General features: G+C 39.8%; 20 protein-coding genes and 1 riboswitch. Of the genes, 18 read left to right on the top strand and 2 right to left on the bottom strand.

Features of this window, described 5'->3' with window-relative positions:
• The first annotated feature begins 24 nt into the window (after positions 1-24).
• The 12 genes from priA to AC4PHB_RS04540 all read left to right on the top strand — a co-directional run bounded on the left by priA (position 25) and on the right by AC4PHB_RS04540 (position 12,666).
• A complete protein-coding gene (priA, locus tag AC4PHB_RS04595) occupies positions 25-2,454 on the top strand; it encodes a primosomal protein N' (RefSeq protein WP_492137463.1) in 2,430 nt (809 codons plus the stop codon).
• Positions 2,455-2,464: 10 nt separating this feature from the next.
• Positions 2,465-2,938, top strand: coding sequence for a peptide deformylase (def, locus tag AC4PHB_RS04590; RefSeq protein WP_492137462.1), 474 nt, complete (start codon positions 2,465-2,467; stop codon positions 2,936-2,938).
• The gene (gene fmt / locus AC4PHB_RS04585) at positions 2,935-3,861 is read left to right on the top strand and encodes a methionyl-tRNA formyltransferase (RefSeq protein ID WP_492137461.1); all 927 of its coding nucleotides are present in this window, start codon (positions 2,935-2,937) and stop codon (positions 3,859-3,861) included. The genes def and fmt overlap by 4 nt, the downstream gene beginning before the upstream one ends.
• Positions 3,862-3,875: 14 nt before the next feature.
• Positions 3,876-4,559, top strand: coding sequence for a zinc metallopeptidase (locus AC4PHB_RS04580; protein WP_492137460.1), 684 nt, complete (start codon positions 3,876-3,878; stop codon positions 4,557-4,559).
• A 38-nt stretch (positions 4,560-4,597) separates the two neighbouring features.
• Positions 4,598-5,935, top strand: coding sequence for a 16S rRNA (cytosine(967)-C(5))-methyltransferase RsmB (gene rsmB, locus AC4PHB_RS04575; protein WP_492137459.1), 1,338 nt, complete (start codon positions 4,598-4,600; stop codon positions 5,933-5,935).
• Between the two features lie 48 nt (positions 5,936-5,983).
• On the top strand, positions 5,984-7,000 hold the full coding sequence (gene rlmN, locus AC4PHB_RS04570) for a dual-specificity RNA methyltransferase RlmN (RefSeq protein WP_492137458.1): 1,017 nt from the start codon (positions 5,984-5,986) through the stop codon (positions 6,998-7,000).
• 12 nt (positions 7,001-7,012) lie between these two features.
• Positions 7,013-7,741, top strand: a complete 729-nt coding sequence (locus AC4PHB_RS04565) for a Stp1/IreP family PP2C-type Ser/Thr phosphatase (RefSeq protein ID WP_492137457.1) — start codon at positions 7,013-7,015, stop codon at positions 7,739-7,741.
• A 13-nt stretch (positions 7,742-7,754) separates the two neighbouring features.
• Positions 7,755-9,719, top strand: a complete 1,965-nt coding sequence (gene pknB / locus AC4PHB_RS04560; protein ID WP_492137456.1) for a Stk1 family PASTA domain-containing Ser/Thr kinase — start codon at positions 7,755-7,757, stop codon at positions 9,717-9,719.
• A gap of 2 nt (positions 9,720-9,721) precedes the next feature.
• Complete coding sequence (gene rsgA / locus AC4PHB_RS04555) at positions 9,722-10,597, top strand: ribosome small subunit-dependent GTPase A (protein ID WP_492137455.1); 876 nt, start codon at positions 9,722-9,724, stop codon at positions 10,595-10,597.
• A 1-nt stretch (position 10,598) separates the two neighbouring features.
• Positions 10,599-11,252 carry a ribulose-phosphate 3-epimerase gene (gene rpe, locus AC4PHB_RS04550; protein ID WP_492137454.1) on the top strand — a complete coding sequence of 218 codons (654 nt, stop codon included), beginning with the start codon at positions 10,599-10,601 and terminating at the stop codon, positions 11,250-11,252.
• 57 nt (positions 11,253-11,309) lie between these two features.
• A riboswitch (TPP riboswitch) is annotated at positions 11,310-11,407 on the top strand.
• Positions 11,408-11,472: 65 nt separating this feature from the next.
• Positions 11,473-12,018, top strand: coding sequence for an energy-coupled thiamine transporter ThiT (thiT, locus tag AC4PHB_RS04545; RefSeq protein WP_492137453.1), 546 nt, complete (start codon positions 11,473-11,475; stop codon positions 12,016-12,018).
• Between the two features lie 9 nt (positions 12,019-12,027).
• Positions 12,028-12,666, top strand: coding sequence for a thiamine diphosphokinase (locus tag AC4PHB_RS04540; RefSeq protein WP_492137452.1), 639 nt, complete (start codon positions 12,028-12,030; stop codon positions 12,664-12,666).
• A 62-nt stretch (positions 12,667-12,728) separates the two neighbouring features.
• Here the strand turns inward: AC4PHB_RS04540 and rpmB are convergent, their stop codons facing one another.
• Positions 12,729-12,920: a 50S ribosomal protein L28 gene (rpmB, locus tag AC4PHB_RS04535; RefSeq protein WP_128425845.1), complete on the bottom strand. Its 192-nt coding sequence runs from the start codon at positions 12,918-12,920 to the stop codon at positions 12,729-12,731.
• A 194-nt stretch (positions 12,921-13,114) separates the two neighbouring features.
• On the opposite strand from rpmB, the gene AC4PHB_RS04530 reads away from it, so the two are divergent.
• The 6 genes from AC4PHB_RS04530 to AC4PHB_RS04505 are packed head-to-tail and all read left to right on the top strand — an operon-like array spanning position 13,115 to position 18,797.
• Entirely contained in the window at positions 13,115-13,471 is a 357-nt protein-coding gene (locus tag AC4PHB_RS04530; RefSeq protein WP_492137451.1) for an Asp23/Gls24 family envelope stress response protein, read from the top strand.
• A 17-nt stretch (positions 13,472-13,488) separates the two neighbouring features.
• Positions 13,489-15,144 carry a DAK2 domain-containing protein gene (locus AC4PHB_RS04525; protein WP_492137450.1) on the top strand — a complete coding sequence of 552 codons (1,656 nt, stop codon included), beginning with the start codon at positions 13,489-13,491 and terminating at the stop codon, positions 15,142-15,144.
• 46 nt (positions 15,145-15,190) lie between these two features.
• Positions 15,191-17,248 carry an ATP-dependent DNA helicase RecG gene (recG, locus tag AC4PHB_RS04520; RefSeq protein ID WP_492137449.1) on the top strand — a complete coding sequence of 686 codons (2,058 nt, stop codon included), beginning with the start codon at positions 15,191-15,193 and terminating at the stop codon, positions 17,246-17,248.
• A 60-nt stretch (positions 17,249-17,308) separates the two neighbouring features.
• Positions 17,309-17,869 carry a 16S rRNA (guanine(966)-N(2))-methyltransferase RsmD gene (rsmD, locus tag AC4PHB_RS04515; RefSeq protein ID WP_492137743.1) on the top strand — a complete coding sequence of 187 codons (561 nt, stop codon included), beginning with the start codon at positions 17,309-17,311 and terminating at the stop codon, positions 17,867-17,869.
• Positions 17,866-18,351 (top strand): pantetheine-phosphate adenylyltransferase, encoded by a 486-nt coding sequence (coaD, locus tag AC4PHB_RS04510; protein ID WP_492137448.1) that lies wholly within the window; start codon positions 17,866-17,868, stop codon positions 18,349-18,351. Before rsmD ends, coaD begins: the two co-directional genes overlap by 4 nt.
• Positions 18,351-18,797, top strand: a complete 447-nt coding sequence (locus AC4PHB_RS04505; RefSeq protein ID WP_492137447.1) for an ATPase — start codon at positions 18,351-18,353, stop codon at positions 18,795-18,797. Before coaD ends, AC4PHB_RS04505 begins: the two co-directional genes overlap by 1 nt.
• Before the next feature lie 65 nt (positions 18,798-18,862).
• Here AC4PHB_RS04505 and AC4PHB_RS04500 read toward each other — a convergent pair whose 3' ends face one another.
• The gene (locus tag AC4PHB_RS04500) at positions 18,863-20,110 is read right to left on the bottom strand and encodes a nucleotidyltransferase (RefSeq protein WP_492137446.1); all 1,248 of its coding nucleotides are present in this window, start codon (positions 20,108-20,110) and stop codon (positions 18,863-18,865) included.
• Positions 20,111-20,171 lie beyond the last annotated feature (61 nt).

Here is a 20,171-nt window from a genome sequence, read left to right as displayed (position 1 = left end):
ATAGCTTTATTTGGAGGTAATGGTATGTCATATGCAGAAATCATCGTGAATCAAAAATCGGCTAAGGCTGATAGACCATATACCTATAAAATACCTGCGGAACTGGCGGAAATCGTAGAACCGGGCAAGAGGGTAGTAGTTCCATTCGGACGTTTTAATAAGCTTGAAATAGGCATGGTGGTATCGATAGAAGATTCGACATCAGGCGATTTCAAATTTAAATACATCATTGATGTACTTGATAAAACTCCGCTTGTTGATATGAAAATGATCCAACTTGCACATTGGATCAAGAAGGAGTACCTATGCAGCTTCTCAGAAGCAATACAGACTGTGCTTCCGCCTGGAGACTTTCGGGAGATAAAGACCTACGTCAAATCTTCAAAGCCGTTAGAAACAGAGGAGCTATCAAAACTACAACAACAAATACTGGAGCATTTGGAAGAGGAAAGGGCTGTTAATTTCGATGAACTGAAGGATAAACTGAACAAAGCCGGTCTGATGTCTGCAATCCAGGATCTTGAGGAAAAGCAGCTGATCGAACTTACCTTTGATATTGCTCAGCTTGGCAGGGGAAGGACACAGAAATTTGCAAAACCTATAATGCAATATAAGGAAGGCTTGGCCATAATAGGATCAAGAGCATCAAAGCAGCTGCTATTATGGAATGAGATTTGGGGTAGCTCTGAACTTCCCATAGCTGATTTATTACAGAGGTGCAATACCAGCTTAAGTGTCCTAAAAATACTGGAAGCTAGAAGCTTGATCGAGATCATTGAAAAAAATATATTGGAATCTCCTATTAGAAGAGATATTGCCAGGTATTCAAAAATTGAGTTAAACAGCTTTCAAAGAAAGGTTTACAGCTCAATTGAAGACCATCCCGGTGATACCTTCCTTATCCACGGCATAACAGGCAGCGGGAAAACCGAAATCTATTTGCAATTGGTGGAAGGAATGCTAGGAAAGGGGAAAGACTCAATTATTCTCGTTCCTGAAATATCACTCACTCCTCAGACGATAGATAGATTTGCAGGAAGATTTGGTGATAAGGTAGCAATACTTCACAGCGGACTTACCCAAGCAGAGAGATTTGACCAGTGGAAAAGAATAAAATCTGGTGAGTATAAGATAGTTGTTGGAGCAAGATCTGCAATCTTTGCTCCTTTCAAAAAACTTGGTCTTATAGTGATCGACGAAGAACACGAAAACACTTATAAATCCTCTAATAATCCAAAATACAGCACCTACGAGGTAGCAAAGAAGAGGTGTTCTCTGGAGGGGAGTACTCTTGTCCTTGGGACCGCTACACCCTCAGTAGAGACATATTATAAAACGCTTAAAGGCGAATTAAAGCTGCTGGAGATAAACACCAGAGCTACAGCCATGCAACTCCCCGATATACAGATCGTTGACATGAGAAAAGAGCTATCCGAAGGGAACAGGTCGATGGTCAGCAGGCTGCTTTACGAAGAAATGAAAATAGCTTTGGAAGACGGAAGACAGGTAATAGTATTCCTTAACCGAAGAGGTTACTCTGGCTCTGTAGTTTGTCGTTCATGTGGTTATGTTTCAAAATGTGATTCATGTGAAGTCAGCATGACGTACCACAAGAGCAACAACAGGCTGCGGTGTCACTATTGCGGGAATACAAAGCCTATCCCAGCATTATGTCCCATTTGTGGTAGCAGCTATATAAGGGGATTCGGTGTAGGAACTGAGAAAGTAGAGGAAATACTCCTCAGAATGTTCCCAGAAAAAAAAGTAGTTCGTATGGACAGTGATGCAGTAAGAAACAGAATCGATTATGAGCGTATACTAACATCAATGAAGCTGGGCGAGATAGACATACTCATAGGTACGCAAATGATATCAAAGGGTCTTGATTTTCCAAATGTAACAGTTGTTGGAATAATCGCTGCAGATATAACTCTTAATCTTCCAGATTTCAGATCTCCAGAGAGGACCTTTCAGCTATCGACTCAGGTAGCCGGAAGAGCTGGCAGAGGGGAATGGGGAGGGAAAGTAATATTGCAGACCTATAATCCTGAGCATTATAGCATACAATGCTCTAAGAATAGTGATTACAAGGGATTTTATGCGGAGGAAATAAAGCTTCGAAAAGCTTTGAAATACCCACCATTTGTAAGGTTAGGCGTGATAACTGTTTTTGGTAAGGACAATAATAATGTCAAATCTGCCGCAAATAAATGGCACCTGCTGCTAAAGAGGCTGATAGGTGATAATAATGAAGTTGAGATTTTAGGTCCTCATCCCGCTCCACTGGAGAAGATAAACGGAAATCATAGATACCAGATCGTGTTAAAGTTTGGTTACAATATTCAAAAACAGATAACTGATACCCTTGAGAGGGTATTCATAACAGATAAGGAAAGAATCAAGAAAAGTGATATAAAGGTCAGTATTGATATGGACCCTGTAAGTATTTTGTAGGAGGATAAGAATGGCACTTAGACAAATCAGAGTAGATGGGGATCCGATCCTTAGGAAAAGATCCAGAGAAGTAGAAAAGATTGATGATAGATTGCAGGAGCTGCTGAACGATATGGTAGAAACTATGCGTGCAGCAAATGGAATCGGATTAGCTGCACCTCAAGTGGGAGTATTAAAGCGAATCATAGTCATAGACGTGGGGGAGAAACCGCTTAAAGTAATCAACCCAATAATTTCAGAAAAAGAAGGAGCAATCAAGGATATAGAGGGTTGTCTTTCAGTTCCTCAAATGCGTGGGACCGTCGAAAGACCCGAAAAAATCAAAGTTACATTTATGAATGAGAACGGAGATAATCTTGTTATGGAGCCATCGGGATATCTGGCTCGAGTATTTTGTCATGAGATAGATCACTTAGATGGAGTATTATATACTGATATGGCCACAGACTTGTACAATGAAGCTCAAGAGGATGATGAGGAATGAAAATAGTATATATGGGCACTCCAGAATTCGCAGTTCCTGCCTTGAATGCGATTTTTAACAAGGAATTTCAAATACCTTTAGTAATTAGCCAGACAGACAAGCCTAGGGGCAGAGGGAACAAGCTTCAGCCCACACCTGTCAAGGAAACTGCGATAAATCTGGGACTCAGGGTCCACCAGCCTGAAAAGGTTAATGATGTAGAAACGATCGAGCTGATAAAGTCTGTTAAACCCGACTTCATCATTGTTGCTGCATACGGACAGATTCTCAAGGAGGAGCTGTTATCGATCCCTAAGTATGGATGTCTGAATATACATGCTTCCTTACTTCCGAAATATCGAGGGGCAGCCCCGATAAATTGGGCAATCATAAATGGTGATAGCATAACAGGTGTAACGATAATGAAAATGGAAAAGGGACTGGACTCCGGTCCAATGATTTTGAAGGTTGAAACTAAGATCGATGATGACGATACTGCTGAAGAGCTTCATGACAGGTTGTCCATCATGGGAGCGGAACTAATAATACAAGCTATAGACGATATAATGAATGGAAAAGCTTCGTTCATACCCCAGAATCATGGCGAAAGCAGTTATGCACCTATGTTGTATAAAAATTCAGGGAGGATTGACTGGAGTAAATCTTCAAATAAGATAAGAGATTTGATTAGAGGCTTGATACCATGGCCTAATGCATTTACCATCTACAAGGATGAAAGAGTTAGAATATTGAAAGCCGACTCGGTAAAGCAAAATCATAATATTCCACCTGGAACTATTGTCAAGGCAGATAAGGAAGGAATAAAAGTAGCAGCTGGAGATGGGTTTGTAATAATTAAGCAGTTACAGTTCCCAAACAAAAATCCAATGGAGGTCTCTGCATATTTATTAGGGAATAAAATCGAAAATGGCTATGTTTTATAGAGGAGATGGATGTTATGTATACAGGATTTTATGATAGCACCTGGTTTATGCTGGTTCTGCCAGCACTATTATTTTCGATGTTTGCACAGATGAAAATAAAAAGCACTTTTTCAAAATATCTTCAAGTACCGAGTCAGACAGGTCTTACAGGATCTCAAGTTGCTCGGTTTATCCTTGATAAGAATGGACTGCACAATGTAAGGATCGAACCTGTTGCAGGGAGTCTTACCGATCACTATGATCCAAGGACAGAGGTCGTAAGACTTTCTCAGAACGTATATGGTGGAAGCAGTATTGCAGCTGTCAGCGTTGCTGCCCACGAAGTTGGGCATGCTATACAGCACGCAAACAGCTACTTCCCTCTATCACTAAGGAGCGCTTTAGCCCCGATAGCTAGCTTTGGGTCAAGGCTTGTTTGGGTATTTATATTTATTGGAATGATCATAAGCCCTTTCTTTATTAATATTGGGATAGCTATGTTCCTTGGTGTTGTTTTGTTCCAGATAGTAACACTTCCTGTCGAGTTTAATGCAAGTAAGAGAGCACTTGAACAGCTTGAGGCGGGAATTATCGATGAAGAAAGTGCAAGGGGATCAAAAAGAGTTCTAAATGCGGCAGCATTAACATACGTTGCAGCTACAATAGTTGCTCTTGCTGAGCTGCTAAGGTTACTTGCAATTTTAAACAGAAGAAGATAAGAGGGAGGTCTTCCCTCTTTTTTAATGGAGGTGTCGATATGGAGTCAGGAAGAGAGCTTGCTTTAAAAATATTGAATAGAATCCAGAACGAAGGTGCTTATTCGACGCTTGCCGTTAAGAAAGCTTTAGATGATAAAAATGAAAGAAAGGATTCGGGTTTTATAAGGGAGCTAGTATATGGAGTTCTTGAGAATCAGAGGATGATAGATGAAATAATTAAAGAATCATCCAGTGTCAGAATCAGAAAAATCCATCCTATCATTCTCATTATCCTTAGAACTGCAATATATCAACTCCTGTTTATGGATACTGTACCTGAGAGCGCTGTAGTAAACGAAGCTGTAAATCTTGCCAAGAAGTACGGTCATAGAGGAACCATAGGATTTGTTAACGGTCTTCTTAGAGGGATTTCATCGAAAAAACCTTATTTTAAGGGCGATGACTTCATGTCTGGAGAAAATGAACTAGGAATTAGGTACTCGCACCCTGACTTTATTGTGGAATTGTGGAGGAACCAGTACGGGTTGGAATTTACAAAGGAATTGTTAAAAGCCAATAATTCTGTTCCACCATTCACGATAAGAACTAATACTCTAAAAACCAGTACCAATGATCTCATATCGATACTTCATGCTGAAGGATACGAGACAGAACCTGGAAAGTATTCAAAAGATTGTGTTATCATAAAGAATCCCAGGTCCATGACAAGGCTGGAAGCATATGATGAAGGTCTTTTCACGATCCAGGATGAAGCAAGCATGATGGTAACGGAAGTGCTGGATCCACAGCCAGATTCATTAATTTTGGATATGTGCAGTGCTCCCGGTGGTAAGGCAACACACATTGCCCAGTGGATTGGAGATAAAGGAAAGATCATAGCAAGGGATATTTACCCTCATAAGCTAAAGCTTGTCGAGGAGCTGACTAGAAGATTGGGGATAGGATCTATCAAACCAGAGCTATGGGATGCCATAGAACTTGATGACAAGCTAAAACATAGTGTAGACTATTGTCTTGTTGATGCACCTTGCTCAGGTCTTGGTCTGATAAGAAGGAAGCCTGATATCAAGTGGACTCGCACTAGAGAGGAGTTAATGGAGCTTTCAATACTCCAGGCAAGTATACTGAAAACAGCTTCAGACTATGTCAAACCCGGAGGGACACTTGTTTATAGCACATGTACAATCAATAGACAAGAAAACCTCGATGTAGTAATAGATTTTTTAGAGAAGAACGCAGATTTTCGATTTGAGCCCATAGAGCTTACAAATGGTGTGCAGATATCAGCAACGCAGGAAAATGGTTATTTGGAGCTTTATCCGAATATACATGGAACAGATGGATTCTTTATGGCTAAGCTGGTTAGAAAAATTTGATAATTATCTAAATTTTGGAGAGCAGGGATTTAAATGGAATTAAACTCAATGAGAATTGATGAAATAAAAGAATTGATGGACAAACTCGGTGAAAAAGGATATAGAGCGGAACAAGTATTTAGATTTCTCCATCAACAAAATGGTAGAGACATAACTGAGCTCAAGCAGATATCCTTAGATTTGAGAGAGAAACTAAAAGAAAGCTGTCGCATATCAGGAATGAAGGTTTATAAAAAGTTTAATTCTAACCAGGATTCTACTGTTAAGTTTCTATATTTGCTAGATGACGGCAATATAATCGAAAGTGTAGTTATGAAGTATGATCATGGCTACTCACTTTGTATTTCAACTCAAGTCGGCTGCAGGATGGGGTGTAGTTTTTGCGCCTCAACCAAGGAAGGGCTGGTTAGAAACCTAACAGCAGGTGAGCTATTGAATCAGCTGTATCTGGCGGAGGAGGATCTTGATATCAGGATTTCAAATATTGTCTTGATGGGCAGCGGAGAACCCCTCGACAACCTTTGCAATGTAGACAGGTTTTTTGATATAATCAATCATGATAAAGGCAGAAATATTAGTTTTAGAAACATAACACTTTCGACATGTGGAGTTGTACCAGGTATATACGATCTCGCGGCAAAAGACATACCAATAACCTTGTCAGTATCTCTTCATTCACCGTTCGATGAAAAAAGAGCAGAGATAATGCCAATAGCCAAAAGATACAAATTGGATGAGCTTTTCAAGGCTTTGAAGTATTACTCAGAAAAAATAGGCAGAAGAATAACCTTTGAATATACATTGATTGAAAATGAAAATGATAGGGAAGAGGATGCACGAGAGATGGCAAAACTTATGAAGGGGATGCTTTGCCACGTCAACCTCATACCATTGAATCCAATTAAGGAATACAATATGGGAAGACCAGAAAAAAAAGGTGTTTTGTCTTTCCAAAGAAAGCTTCTTGATTATGGTATACCTACTACTATCCGCAGAGAAATGGGAAGTGATATAAGTGCTTCATGCGGACAGTTGAGAAGAGGCTTCTTAGATCATAATAACTGATGAGGTGGTTAAATGTTTGTGGGCGCAGCATCTGATATTGGAGTAGTTAGAACGGCTAATCAAGATAGCTTGTTCATTTCAAATGAACCGTCATTAAAGCTTTATATTATTGCTGATGGAATGGGTGGACACAAAGCAGGTGAATTGGCCAGCAGAATGGCAGTAGAATCGATTGCAGCCTATTTTGGACGGGTGAAGCATACATTGACAAGTGAGGTTAAGGCTCAAAATGCTGTTGTTGAATCGATTTCCATTGCTAATGAAGCAATTTTCAACCGTTCCAGTGAAGATCCAGAGTGTTCAGGGATGGGAACTACAGTTACTATGGCTTTTGCGTTTAAAAACAAGCTGATTATTGGTCACGTAGGAGACAGCAGGGCATATATACTTAGAAATGGTGGTATTGCACAATTAACAGAGGATCATTCACTGGTCAATCAATTGATCCGCGGGGGTAAAATAACCAGGCAAGAGGCAATAAACCATCCTCAACGGAATGTCATAACCAGGGCGGTAGGTACTAGTGATGACATAGAGGTAGACACGCTGATACTAAAGCCTGCAGAAGATGATATTATCATTTTATGTAGTGACGGTCTGTCTAATATGGTTGGAGATATTGAACTTTTAAGTATTTTTGAAGATAGGGATGACCTTCAGAAAGCATGCTATATGGCAATTGAGCTTGCGAAGGATAATGGCGGAACTGATAATATCACCGTCATAGCCATAAGAATTTGATTGAGGTGAAAAGATGATAGGAATGATATTGGGAAACAGATACGAAATAGTTGAGAAGATTGGTTCTGGTGGTATGGCCATAGTCTATAAGGCAAAATGCCATCTGTTGGATAGATTCGTAGCTATAAAGGTATTGAAGGAAGAATTTAATAATGATGATGATTTTATTAGGAAGTTCAGAAGAGAATCTCAGGCAGCAGCTAGTCTTTCTCATCCAAATATTTTGAACATTTATGACGTTGGATCTGAGGAGTCTGGAAATGACAAGATCCATTACATTGTTATGGAGTACATCAAGGGCAAAACACTAAAAGAAGTAATAAATGAAAAGGGTAAGTTAACTACAGCAGAAACATTAAACTACTCTATTCAAATCGCAGAAGCAATTTCTCATGCACATAAGAACCACATTATCCATAGAGATATCAAACCGCACAACATAATGATCACCGAGGACAATAGAGTAAAGGTAACTGATTTTGGAATAGCAAGGGCGGTTACTTCCTCAACGATCACGACTACTTCAAGTGTTCTTGGATCAGTACATTACTTTTCACCTGAGCAGGCCAGGGGTGGCTACACTGACGAAAAATCGGATATTTATTCACTAGGTATAGTAATATATGAAATGCTCACTGGCAAAGTTCCCTTCGATGGTGATACACCCATAGGAGTGGCATTAAAGCACGTTCAGGAGGAAATGACACCCCCTATATCTTTAGATCCTGCAATCCCTGTAAGTTTGAATAATATTGTAATGAAGTGCTCAAATAAGAGACAAAGCGACAGGTATCAAAGTGTTGATGAAGTATTAAAAGCACTAAAGACAAATGGGTCCGATATGAGTAATTTGGGAGGAGCTTCAGATGATACTACAGAAATGACAAGAGTAATACCTGTGGTAGATACCGAAGATATTCCTAAGGAATCCAGCGAAACTTATAAACCGCGAAGAAATTCAAGAAAACAGGAAAAGAAAAATAGAATGATGGTTATTGCAGCTGCTGTACTTGCTGCGTTTATACTGGTAACATCCATTTTTGCCGGCTATACGAGGCTTAAGGAGGCATTGGGATCCTCCCAGGAATCACTTATGCCCAATCTAGTGGGGAGTACTGAGGATGAAGCCAAGGCAATTGCTATAGAATATGGTTTTCAACTTAATGTGATAAGCAGAGTAAGCAATTCACAGTATCCTGCCGGAGTAATCATAGACCAGAATGTAGATGAGGGAGTAAGAATCAAATCTGGCTATCCTGTCGGAGTTACAATAAGCAATGGAACCAGCCTTGCAACTGTACCGCTTCTTATGAATCGAACTTTGGTCGAAGCCGAAGAACTTGTAAATAAGGCAAATTTAAGGATCGATGTTTCATATGAATTTTCAGATGACATACCATTGGATGTGATTATTAGTCAAGAAATCGATGCTTTGACTGAGGTTGAGCCGAATACAAGGATAGGAGTCGTTGTAAGTAAAGGGCAGGAGACTACAGAGGTCATCATGATCCAGCTTAAGGGATTTAGTATCAGTCAGGCCATGAATGAAATAGTTGGCTTAGGGCTTGTGGTAGGAGAAGTGAAATACGAGGCTAATAATACAGTCCCTGCAAACGAGGTTTTTTGGCAGTCATATGAGCCGGGGACCACTCTAGAAACTAACACTGCAGTTGATATGTATGTCAGCTCAGGTCCAGATACGACAACGCCTGACCCTGCTGAAAATCCCGAAGATCCTGCTGCACCTCCAATTCAGGAGGAAACAAGTTTTTCATTCGTTCTAAGACCTTTTGAGGACAGAAATGAAACTAATGTAGTTATATATAGAAGGCAGGACGGGATCACGACCATGGTCTACTCAGATATCCACAAGCTGGAAGATGGGGCATTCCAGGTAACTGTCTCAGGGATTCCTGGAGCTGAATTTGATGTATATTATGACGATATTTATCAATACACAAGAGTAAAAGAGTCATAATCATGAGAGAGGGCAGAATCGTCAAAGGTATTGGTGGCTTTTATTACGTCATTTCTGATGGTGAAATAATTGAATGTAGAGCAAGAGGTCTTTTTCGTGAGCTTAATCTTACACCTTTGGTTGGAGACAGAGTAAAAATAAGGATCGATAGTGATTCTGGCTCTGGATACGTTGAGGAAATTTTAGAAAGGAGCTCTGAGCTTCTCAGACCCCCTGTAGCTAATGTTGATCAAACGATAATAGTGTTAAGCACAAGAGATCCTGAACCTAATCTATGGTTGGTGGACAAAATGGTCATCATGGCAGAGGAACAGGGCTTAAACATTGTATTTTGCATAAATAAATGTGATATAGATTTGGAGAGGGCACGTAAGCTAAAAGCAATATATGAGAATGCGGGATTTGTATCAATATTGACCAGTGCTAAGCTGGGAGATGGTATCGATGAGCTTAAAGAAAATCTTAAGGGACATACCAGCGTATTTGCCGGCGCTTCAGGCTCTGGGAAATCCTCGCTTTTAAATGCTATCGATCTCTCTTTTAGACTTCAGACCAGTCAAATCAGTAGAAAAACTGCAAGAGGCCGTCACACTACAAGACATGTTGAACTGCTGACTCTTGGTGACGATTCTTATGTTTTAGATACTCCAGGTTTCAGTTCATTGACTCTTGATTTCGTTGAGAGACCCGAGGATCTACGTGACTATTACAGGGAGTTCGAGAAATATGCAGCAAATTGCAGATTCTTAAGTTGCCTACACGACAGCGAGCCTGGTTGCGGTGTTAAGGAAGCAGTATCCAAGGGATTAATTGGAGATGATAGGTACAAAAATTACCTTGCTATACTTGACGAACTAAGAAAGAGGAGGAAATACTGATATGCCTTTGATTGCACCATCTATTCTGTCAGCTGATTTTTCAATGCTTGGGGACGAGATCAAAAGTGTCGAGAGGGGTGGAGCTGACTACATCCATCTTGATGTCATGGATGGGATCTACGTACCTAATATTACCTTTGGAGCACCCGTAGTATCGAAACTAAGAAAGACAACCAAGCTGCCATTTGATGTACACCTTATGGTAGACAGGCCGGAGAGGTTCATAGATGATTTCGTCGATGCAGGTTCTGATATTATTACTGTTCATGCGGAAGCAACTATACACTTGCATCGGACATTGCAGCAAATTCGAAATGCTGGCTTAAAAGCTGGTGTATCATTGAATCCTGCAACACCTCTTCAGATCCTAGATTACATTATGGAAGATATAGATCTCATACTGTTAATGTCTGTAAATCCTGGGTTTGGTGGACAAAGCTACATTAATGCTGTAACAGATAAAATAAAAAAGGTCAGAAGGATTATTGATAACTCTGGCAAAAAAATAATATTAGAAGTCGATGGAGGCATAAAGGTGGATAATGCCAAGCTTGTGATGCAGGCTGGAGCAGATTTGCTGGTAGTAGGCTCAGATATATTCTCTCATGGAGACCCTGAGAAAAGGACAAAACTATTCAAGGATCTGGAATTGTAATTGATTGTTTGAAATTGTCGAAAAGAGTGGTATAATGAGAGTACAAACAAAATATATCAACAGCACTGGGGGAGCGTTAGCTGAGAGTGGAGAAATCCCGACCCTTATGACCTGAACTAGGTAATTCTAGCGGAGGGAAGTGTATATAAAAAATATACTCATCACTCCAAGTGATGAGTTTTTTATATCTCTTTTGCTGTTGCAGAAAGGGAGGATAAAAGTGGACAAAAAGAGAAACAAAACCTTGATGCTGGCGGAAGGTGGCATGATGATAGCTCTTGCTGCATTATTAAGCTACGTTAAGATTTATCAGGCACCAAATGGAGGTAGCGTAACTGCGGGCAGCATGATACCTATTCTATTGTTTTCTATGAGATGGGGGATTTTGCCCGGACTGGCTGTAGGTGCATCCTATGGAATGCTGGACTTCATCCTAAAGCCATATTTTGTACATCCAATTCAGTTTTTGCTGGATTATCCACTGGCTTATGGTGCACTTGGGCTTGCTGGACTAGTTTATGTCATGAGTAGAGACAAAACGCAGATCACGTATCCCATTTTAGGTCTTGGAGTTTCAATAGCAATATTTGGAAGGATGTTGTCTCACGTATTATCAGGAGTAGTATACTTTGCAGAGTATGCAGGTGATCAGAATCCCTGGATATATTCAATAGGATACAATGCATCGTATTTAGTGCCCGAGTTATTGATATCGATCATAGTACTGATGATCATTTGGAAGCCGATCCAAAAATTGATGAGGTAGGTATTTTATATGAAAGGCATCATAATTGCCGGTGGCAATTGTATCAGTAGTGAAAAATTAAAAGAACTTATTCCTTATTATGATATACTTGTTGCTGCAGATAGCGGATTCAATCATCTTAGTGCAATAGGGAAATATCCAGACTATCTTGTCGGCGACTTTGATTCTATTGACATGTCATCGCTTACAGAGATAGATGCAAGCATCACCAAAGTTATACGCCATCCTATAGAAAAGGACAAGACAGATACTGAGCTGGCTATCGATGTTCTTTACGAGCTGAAGGTAGATAAAATAACGCTCTTGGGAGGCACAGGCTCTAGACTCGATCATACTTTGTCTAATATATTTAATCTGAGGTATATGTACGAGCTGGGCATAAATGGCACCATTATGGATGAGAACAATAGTGTGACCTATATGAGGGGATACAGTGTTGTGAGCATAAAGGAAACGGATACTTATATATCGATACTGCCTATTACAACCGATGGAGCAGAAATCAGTCTTAAGGGTTTCCATTACCCTCTTGATCATGAATGTTTGAATTTAGGGAGCAGTCTAGGTATAAGCAATTATCTAGAGAAGAATGAAGGGACTGTGATCTGCCATAAAGGAGAAGTACTTCTTATTAAAGCATGTGACTAAATAAAAAAAAAAGCTTACATTGCAGTCTTGCATTGTAAGCTTTTCATTCTTTTTTACTCAAACTAGATTGCTCTTTGAACATAACCTGATCTAAGACATCTAGTGCAGACATTGATTCTCTTTGTTGAACCATTAACGACTGCCTTAACTCTTCTTATGTTTGGAGCCCAGGACCTTGAACTCTTTTTATTTGAGAAGGTTACCTTATTTCCGAATGCTTTGCTTTTTCCACAAACCTCACATATCCTAGCCATGAAAACACCTCCTTAACACCCATAGAGAATATTGAATAATAATAATCATTTCTCTGCAACATATTACATTTTAACACATCTAGATATAGTATTGCAACCCAATTTTGGCACTCAATTGCTTAATTAGTTGAACTTTGTACTATTATATTGTAAAATAATGAAGATAGCAACTATTATCATTGGAGGGGATGAAAATGCCTGTAAGAACCAAGTCAGAATATGGCAGCTTAATCATAGATGACAGTGTGTTCGCTTCACTAGCCGGAATGTCTGCAATGGAAAGCTATGGCATCGTTGGCATGGCTGCAAAGAATGCAAAGGACGGCTTTTTTGAGCTACTCAAGACAGAGTCCCTTACAAAAGGAATAAAGGTATATATACGGGACAATCTTGTTACAGTAGATATGTATGTTATCCTGGAATATGGGATAAAAATATCTGTCGTATGCAAAAATATCATAGACAAGGTAAAATTCAACATCGAGAACTTTACTGGCCTTAAAGTAGACAAGGTAAATGTATACGTTCAAGGCATACGAATAGATAAGTAATCGGGGAGGTACAACACTTGAAAACAACATCAATAGATGGTAATTTGCTAAAGATCATGCTGGAAAGCGCAGCTCTGATGCTGGAAGAGAATAAGGAAGAGGTAAACTCCCTGAATGTCTTTCCGGTGCCGGATGGAGACACTGGCACAAATATGCTTTTAACAATTAAATCCGCTTTGAAGCAAGGCCTTAAAGTAGATGAAAATAATGCATCCAAGGTTGCTTTGGCTGCGAGTCAGGGTTCCTTAATGGGAGCCAGAGGTAACTCTGGGGTTATTTTATCACAGCTTTTTAGAGGCTTGGCAAGTGGTATCGGTGACAATAAAGAGATTAATTCCAAGATAATGGCAGAGGCATTAAAAAAAGCTGCTGACACTGCTTATAAGGCAGTTATGAAGCCCACTGAGGGGACTATTCTCACTGTAGCAAGAGAATGTGGTGAAAGAGCCATGGAGATATATCATCTCCACGAGAATTTGGCTGACCTTATGGAAGAAATCATAAAACACGGCAACGACGTTCTAAAGAAGACTCCGGACATGCTCCCTGTTCTTAAACAGGCAGGCGTTGTCGATGCTGGAGGAAAAGGACTGCTTTATATTTTTTCTGGTGCATTAAAAGCGCTGAGAGGAGAGGCAGTCGTAACAACACCCAGAATTGAATCAGCAACAGCAATCAAGGAAGCTCCTAGGAGAAGAGAATACATTGAGACTGATGACATAAAATTTGGTTATTGCACTGAGTTTATGATCAATACTGCCAAAGGTGACCCTGAGGCATTCAGGGATGAGCTAACGGTTTTTGGGGATTCTCTTCTGGTAGTTGGCGGAGATGGACTTATTAAAGTACATGTCCATACAAATAATCCTGGACAAGTTCTTGAAAAAGCTTTGCTCTTAGGTGAGCTAAGCGATATCAAGATAGACAATATGAGATACCAACATGAAGAGGTTTTACTGAAGGATGAGCTTAATCTTATAAGAGATAATCCAGAAGCTGATCATGTTAAGGAGAAGCAAAAGTATTCAGTAGTTGCAATATCAATTGGTGATGGTATTGATAAATTGTTTAAGGACCTCAATGTCGACGTACTAGTCTCAGGCGGACAGACCATGAACCCAAGCACAGAGGATATTATTTCTGCCATAGACAAGACAAATGGAGATCATGTGATAATCCTACCCAATAACGGCAATATTATTCTAGCAGCCCAGCAGGCAAAAACTCTTAGTGATAGAAGTATCATCGTGATACCTACTAAAACCATTCCTCAAGGTATAGCAGCTTTACTGGCAATGGATTCTGAAAAGGATCCGGAGTACAATGAAGCTATAATGTCTGAAGCGATTAAAAATGTGATTACCGGTCAGGTGACCTTTGCAGTAAGAGATACTGAATTTGGCGGTACAGAAATCTCCAAGGGGGATATAATCGGCCTGTCCGACAAGGAAATATTGTCTGCAGGAAGCGATATTAACGAAGTATCTAAAGAACTCATTGAAAAGCTAATGGATGACGATATGTCCATAATAACTGTAATGTATGGAGAGGATATAAGTGAGGAGACAGCGAATGAGTTGGCAGAAGTCCTAACCGAATCATATCCTGATATTGATATTGAAGTCATTCATGGAGGCCAGCCGCTGTACTATTACATTTTTGCAATCGAGTAACCCTGCCTTAAGGCAGGGTTCTTCATCTTACGGAAGAGGTGAGATTATGAATAAGCTCGAAACACAAATACAATATCTTAAGGGAGTAGGCCCCAAAAGAGCTTCAAAATTTCAAAGAATGGGGATTTTGACTTTAGGTGATTTACTTTTTCATATGCCAAGGGGGTATGAAGATCGAACCAAAACGACAAAGATCATAGAGGGTACGAACGGCGAGAAACATAGCTTTGTACTTGAAGTAACCGGTCGACCGACTGTCTCAAGGCCGAGAAGAGGCTTATCAATACTTCAGGTACCCGTAAAGGATAGTTCTAGTGAAGCGGTAATGGTATGGTTTAATCAAGACTATCTGAAAAATTCATTTTGCCCGGGTCAGATATATTTAGCTTATGGTAAGCTTTCAGCCAATCGATTTCAGATCCAAATCCAAAATCCTGAAATCAAGCCCTGGGATGAGGGATACGTAGGTTCAGTTACGCCTGTTTATCCTCTAACAGAGGGTATCAGTAATAATGAAATGAAGAGAATTGTTACTCAGGCTTTAAGTGAGATCGAGAATAATATCGAATCTTTCGTACCCTTGACATATAGTCTTAAAAGAAAATTACCTTTAAAATCAGAAGCTATAATTGGAGTACACTTTCCAAGGGATTTGAACCACGCAGAAGTATCCCGAAAGGCACTTGCTTATGAAGAGCTTCTATTGCTACAAATCGGTTTATTATGGTTAAAGAATAAGGGTGGAGCTGAGTTAGAAGGTATCGAGTTCAAGTCCATGGATGAGCTAAATAAATTTATAAATGGTCTGCCGTATGAACTTACATCTGCACAGTTAAGAGTACTCCAGGAAATTGTGAATGATATGACATCAAATAAACGAATGAATAGATTGGTGCAAGGAGATGTAGGCTCTGGTAAGACAGTTATCAGCGCTGCTGCAATGGTTTTGGCAGTCCTAAATGGATACCAGGCAGCGATGATGGCACCAACAGAGATATTGGCTGACCAGCACTATGAAACATTGACAGATTTATTTAAGGACATGCCTATAAGTATAGGTCTGTTAAAGGGAAGCATGAACTTGAAATCAAGAGAGTCGATTTTGAGCCAAATCTATAATGGAGAAGTGGATATCGTAATTGGGACACATGCTCTGATCCAGGATTCAGTTAAGTTTAATCGTCTGGGTCTTACAATAACTGATGAACAGCATAGATTTGGAGTCAGGCAAAGGATAGATCTTTCAGGTAAAGGGGATTTGCCTGATATGCTTGTAATGACTGCTACCCCGATACCCAGGACTCTTGCACTTATCTTATATGGAGATCTTGATATATCAATCATTGACGAGCTTCCACCTGGCAGAAAACAGATCGAAACTTATGCTGTTGGTTCTGACATGGAGGATAGGGTATATACCTTCATAAAAAAGCTAATACTAGAGGGTAGACAGGCTTATGTGGTCTGCCCGTTAATCGAAGAACAAGAGAAGCTGGATTTACTATCTGCTGAGAAGACCCACGAACGACTATCTTCAGATATATTCCCAGAATTCAACATTGGATTGATACACGGCAAGATGAGCCAGGCTGAAAAAGACATCGCAATGAGATCTTTTAAGACAGGTGAAATGAATATCCTTGTATCAACAACGGTTATTGAGGTGGGAGTCAACGTTCCAAATGCAAGCATAATGTTGATCCTGAATGCAGAAAGATTTGGACTGGCTCAGCTTCACCAGCTAAGAGGAAGAATAGGAAGAGGCGAATATAAATCCTACTGTATACTTATAAACGACAGCAATTCTTCAACTGCGCGTGAAAGGATGAGAATACTCCAATCTACCTCAGATGGGTTTAGAATATCAGAAAAGGACCTTGAACTTCGCGGTCCAGGTGAATTTTTTGGAACAAAGCAACATGGATTACCACAATTGAAAGCGGCCAATCTGTTCAGGGATATGGATATTCTTAAAGCAGCTCAGGAAGATGCTATGCAGATAATTGACCTGGATCCTGAGCTTCTGAGTGATGAAAACGCTGCAATTAAGGGATATGTTCAAGATATATTCAGAAAACTCCAGGAGGAAATTATCCTCAATTAGGTTTAAATAAGCAATTGACTATGATAATATAATCTAAAGGGCGTGTGAATTGATTTGAGAGTGATTTCGGGAGAAAGAAAAGGGCATAAACTTATTGCCCCAAAGGGAAGCGATGTCCGTCCGACTGAAGATAGGGTGAAAGAGTCACTTTTTAATATAATATCGCCAATATCCTCCAATTCTGTCGTCCTTGACTTGTTTGCAGGAACAGGAGGTATTGGTATAGAATTTTTAAGCAGAGGAGCTTCCTTTGCATATTTTGTTGACAAGGGTGCTGAAAGCATACCTTCAATTAAGAAGAACCTGGAGCATACAAGATACCTGGGGAAAAGTGAGGTAATCATACTAGATGCCAGGACGGCAATAAAGAGGTTCGCGACAAAAGGAATAAGCTTTGATTATATTTATATTGACCCTCCTTATGCTCAAGTAGATCTTTTCCATGAGGTGTTGCACTTGATATCTGATGCAGGATTATTAAAGAGTAATGGTCTAGCTATAGTGGAGCATGATAAAAAGCTAATACTTAAGGATATGTATGGCGATATAATAAAATTTGATGAAAGAAGCTATGGAAGCAAGCTGATGACATATTATAAACCGGAAGAGGTGCAACAATGAAGGTAATCTACCCTGGCAGCTTTGATCCAGTGACGAATGGTCATCTGGATATCATAACACGGTGCTCTGAGAAATTTGATGAGGTCATAATTTCTGTATTGAGCAACAACAAAAAAAATAGTATTTTTACGGTAGAAGAAAGAATAGAGCTGATAAAAGGTTCTACCAAGCATCTGCCTAATATCCAGGTTGACTCCTTCTCTGGCTTATTGACGGAATATGCCAAGAGAAAGGAATGCAGCACAATAGTCAGGGGTCTTCGGGCAGTATCTGATTTTGAATATGAGATGCAGATGGCTCTTGTAAATAGAAAACTCTATCCTAAGTTGGAAACGATATTCATGGTGTCTTCATCGAAGGTATCATTTCTAAGCTCAAGTGTAGTGAAGGAGATAGCTTCATTTGAAGGTGAGATATCCTGCTTTGTACCTGAAATAGTAGAAGCTGCATTGAGAGAAAAATTCAAAGGAGGTCCTCGTTAATGGATTTACTTAATTTGATCGACGAAATCGAAGACATTGTTGAAGCTGGAACATCCGTACCACTTACAAGCAGAGTTATGGTAAACCGCGATGAGCTATTGGATATAATCAAAGAAATCAGAATCAAGCTACCTGATGAGATAAAGCAAGCTTCATGGATCAAGGAAGAAAGACAAAGAATACTCGATGAGGCTCAAAAGAGTGCAAGCTCTATGCTAAACGAGGCAGAAACTAAGCTGGAAGAGCTTGTTGACAACGAAGAAATCGTAAGGCAGGCAAAGGAAAGGGCTGATGATATAATCCGCAGAGCAGAGCTTAGTGCTGAGGAAATAAGAAGCGGGGCTCTTGAATACGCTGATGAGCTTCTTTATGACGCTCAGGAAAAATTTAAAGAATTGATACATGTACTTAATGAGAACCGCAGAGAACTAAGGGTCAGGGAATAGCAGACAAAGCCTTATCCGGCTTTGTCTTTTCTTAATTAATAACAAGGAAAAATTGCAAGTCATTTCTATTTGCCAAATATATATGGGGATACAAGATAATCCTTTCCAAAGGCATGTGAGGACTCATTAAGCCCAAAATAGTACAAGTCTGTAGCTAATATCTCTTTTTCAAGCATAGCTTTGGAGGTATCTGATAACCCGCTAAAAGCGTCTGAGAATTTTGTTATAACCTTCAGAGCCGAGTTTTTTTTGATCTCATTTATAATCTCAAAGCCTATAGAGTTGCTAGCCAATACGCGAATATACTCCGGTTTTTGATATAGTGCGCGTTTTATAGAGTCCACTTTTAGATCGGTCAATATATGAACTAAAAGCCTCCTGATCCTTGTTCCAGGATATCTCCTGGTAACAGCTTTCTGCACTAAATTCTCTGCTGACCTAATCTCGGAGGATATTTTTTTAAGTCTGTTCTCCAGACCAGTTTCCATATCCATAAACAATGAAAGCTCTTCAGCTGACTTTTGTCTTAGAACATATCTTAAGATATCAGAATAGTTTTCCAGCGAGTTGAATGTCCCATACTTGTAAAAGAATTCCATTAGCAAGGTATAATTTGATTCTGGGAGCAGCTCTCGTACCGCAGAGAAATCGTCACTTAAAAGCAATCGTCTTATCGCTGTTGCAGAAGCAATCCCCAAGGTAGTTGAGGTATCCTTGTAGCCATGTCCTATCCTCTTGAATGTTATTGGCCTTATATCTGAATTCAATTTCACTAAAGCCTTCAGATACTCTATACCGAGTATATTATTTGGTTTGGAAATAGTCTCTTCTATTAACTTTGGATCATGTCCCGTCTTGCTCAACGCTTCTGAAACAGCAAAGCTTCTTGCTGCAGAATAAGATGAGCCGGAGGAAAGGCTCTTTTTTAAAGCAGAAGAAAAGTCCTCAGATTCTGATATCAGTAATCTTGCAATCGGCTCCAAAGCGTCAATTTTTCCTTCTTCACTACCAAATGCCAAATGACTAACTGAATTAGTTGCATCAAGAAGTCTGACGGCACCGTATGCAAACAATTCAGCAGATTGAGTTGAAAAGACAAATGGCAGCTCCAACACTAAATCCACACCAGAATCAATAGCCATTCTTGCTCTTGTCCACTTGTCGACTAAAGCAGGCTCACCTCTTTGAACGAAGGAACCACTCATCACACAAACGGATCTGTCTGCTCCACTAAGCTTGATAGATTCTCTAAGGTGAAGACTATGGCCCAGATGAAAGGGGTTATATTCAGTGATTAGTCCTACAGTTCTCATACTTGCCTCCTAAGTTTCTTATGTCAATATAATACCATCAATAAACTTCTTAATCAAATGG

This window comes from Gudongella sp. QWL-04 (genome assembly GCF_058683975.1).
This window is presented reverse-complemented; position numbering and strand designations above follow the sequence as displayed.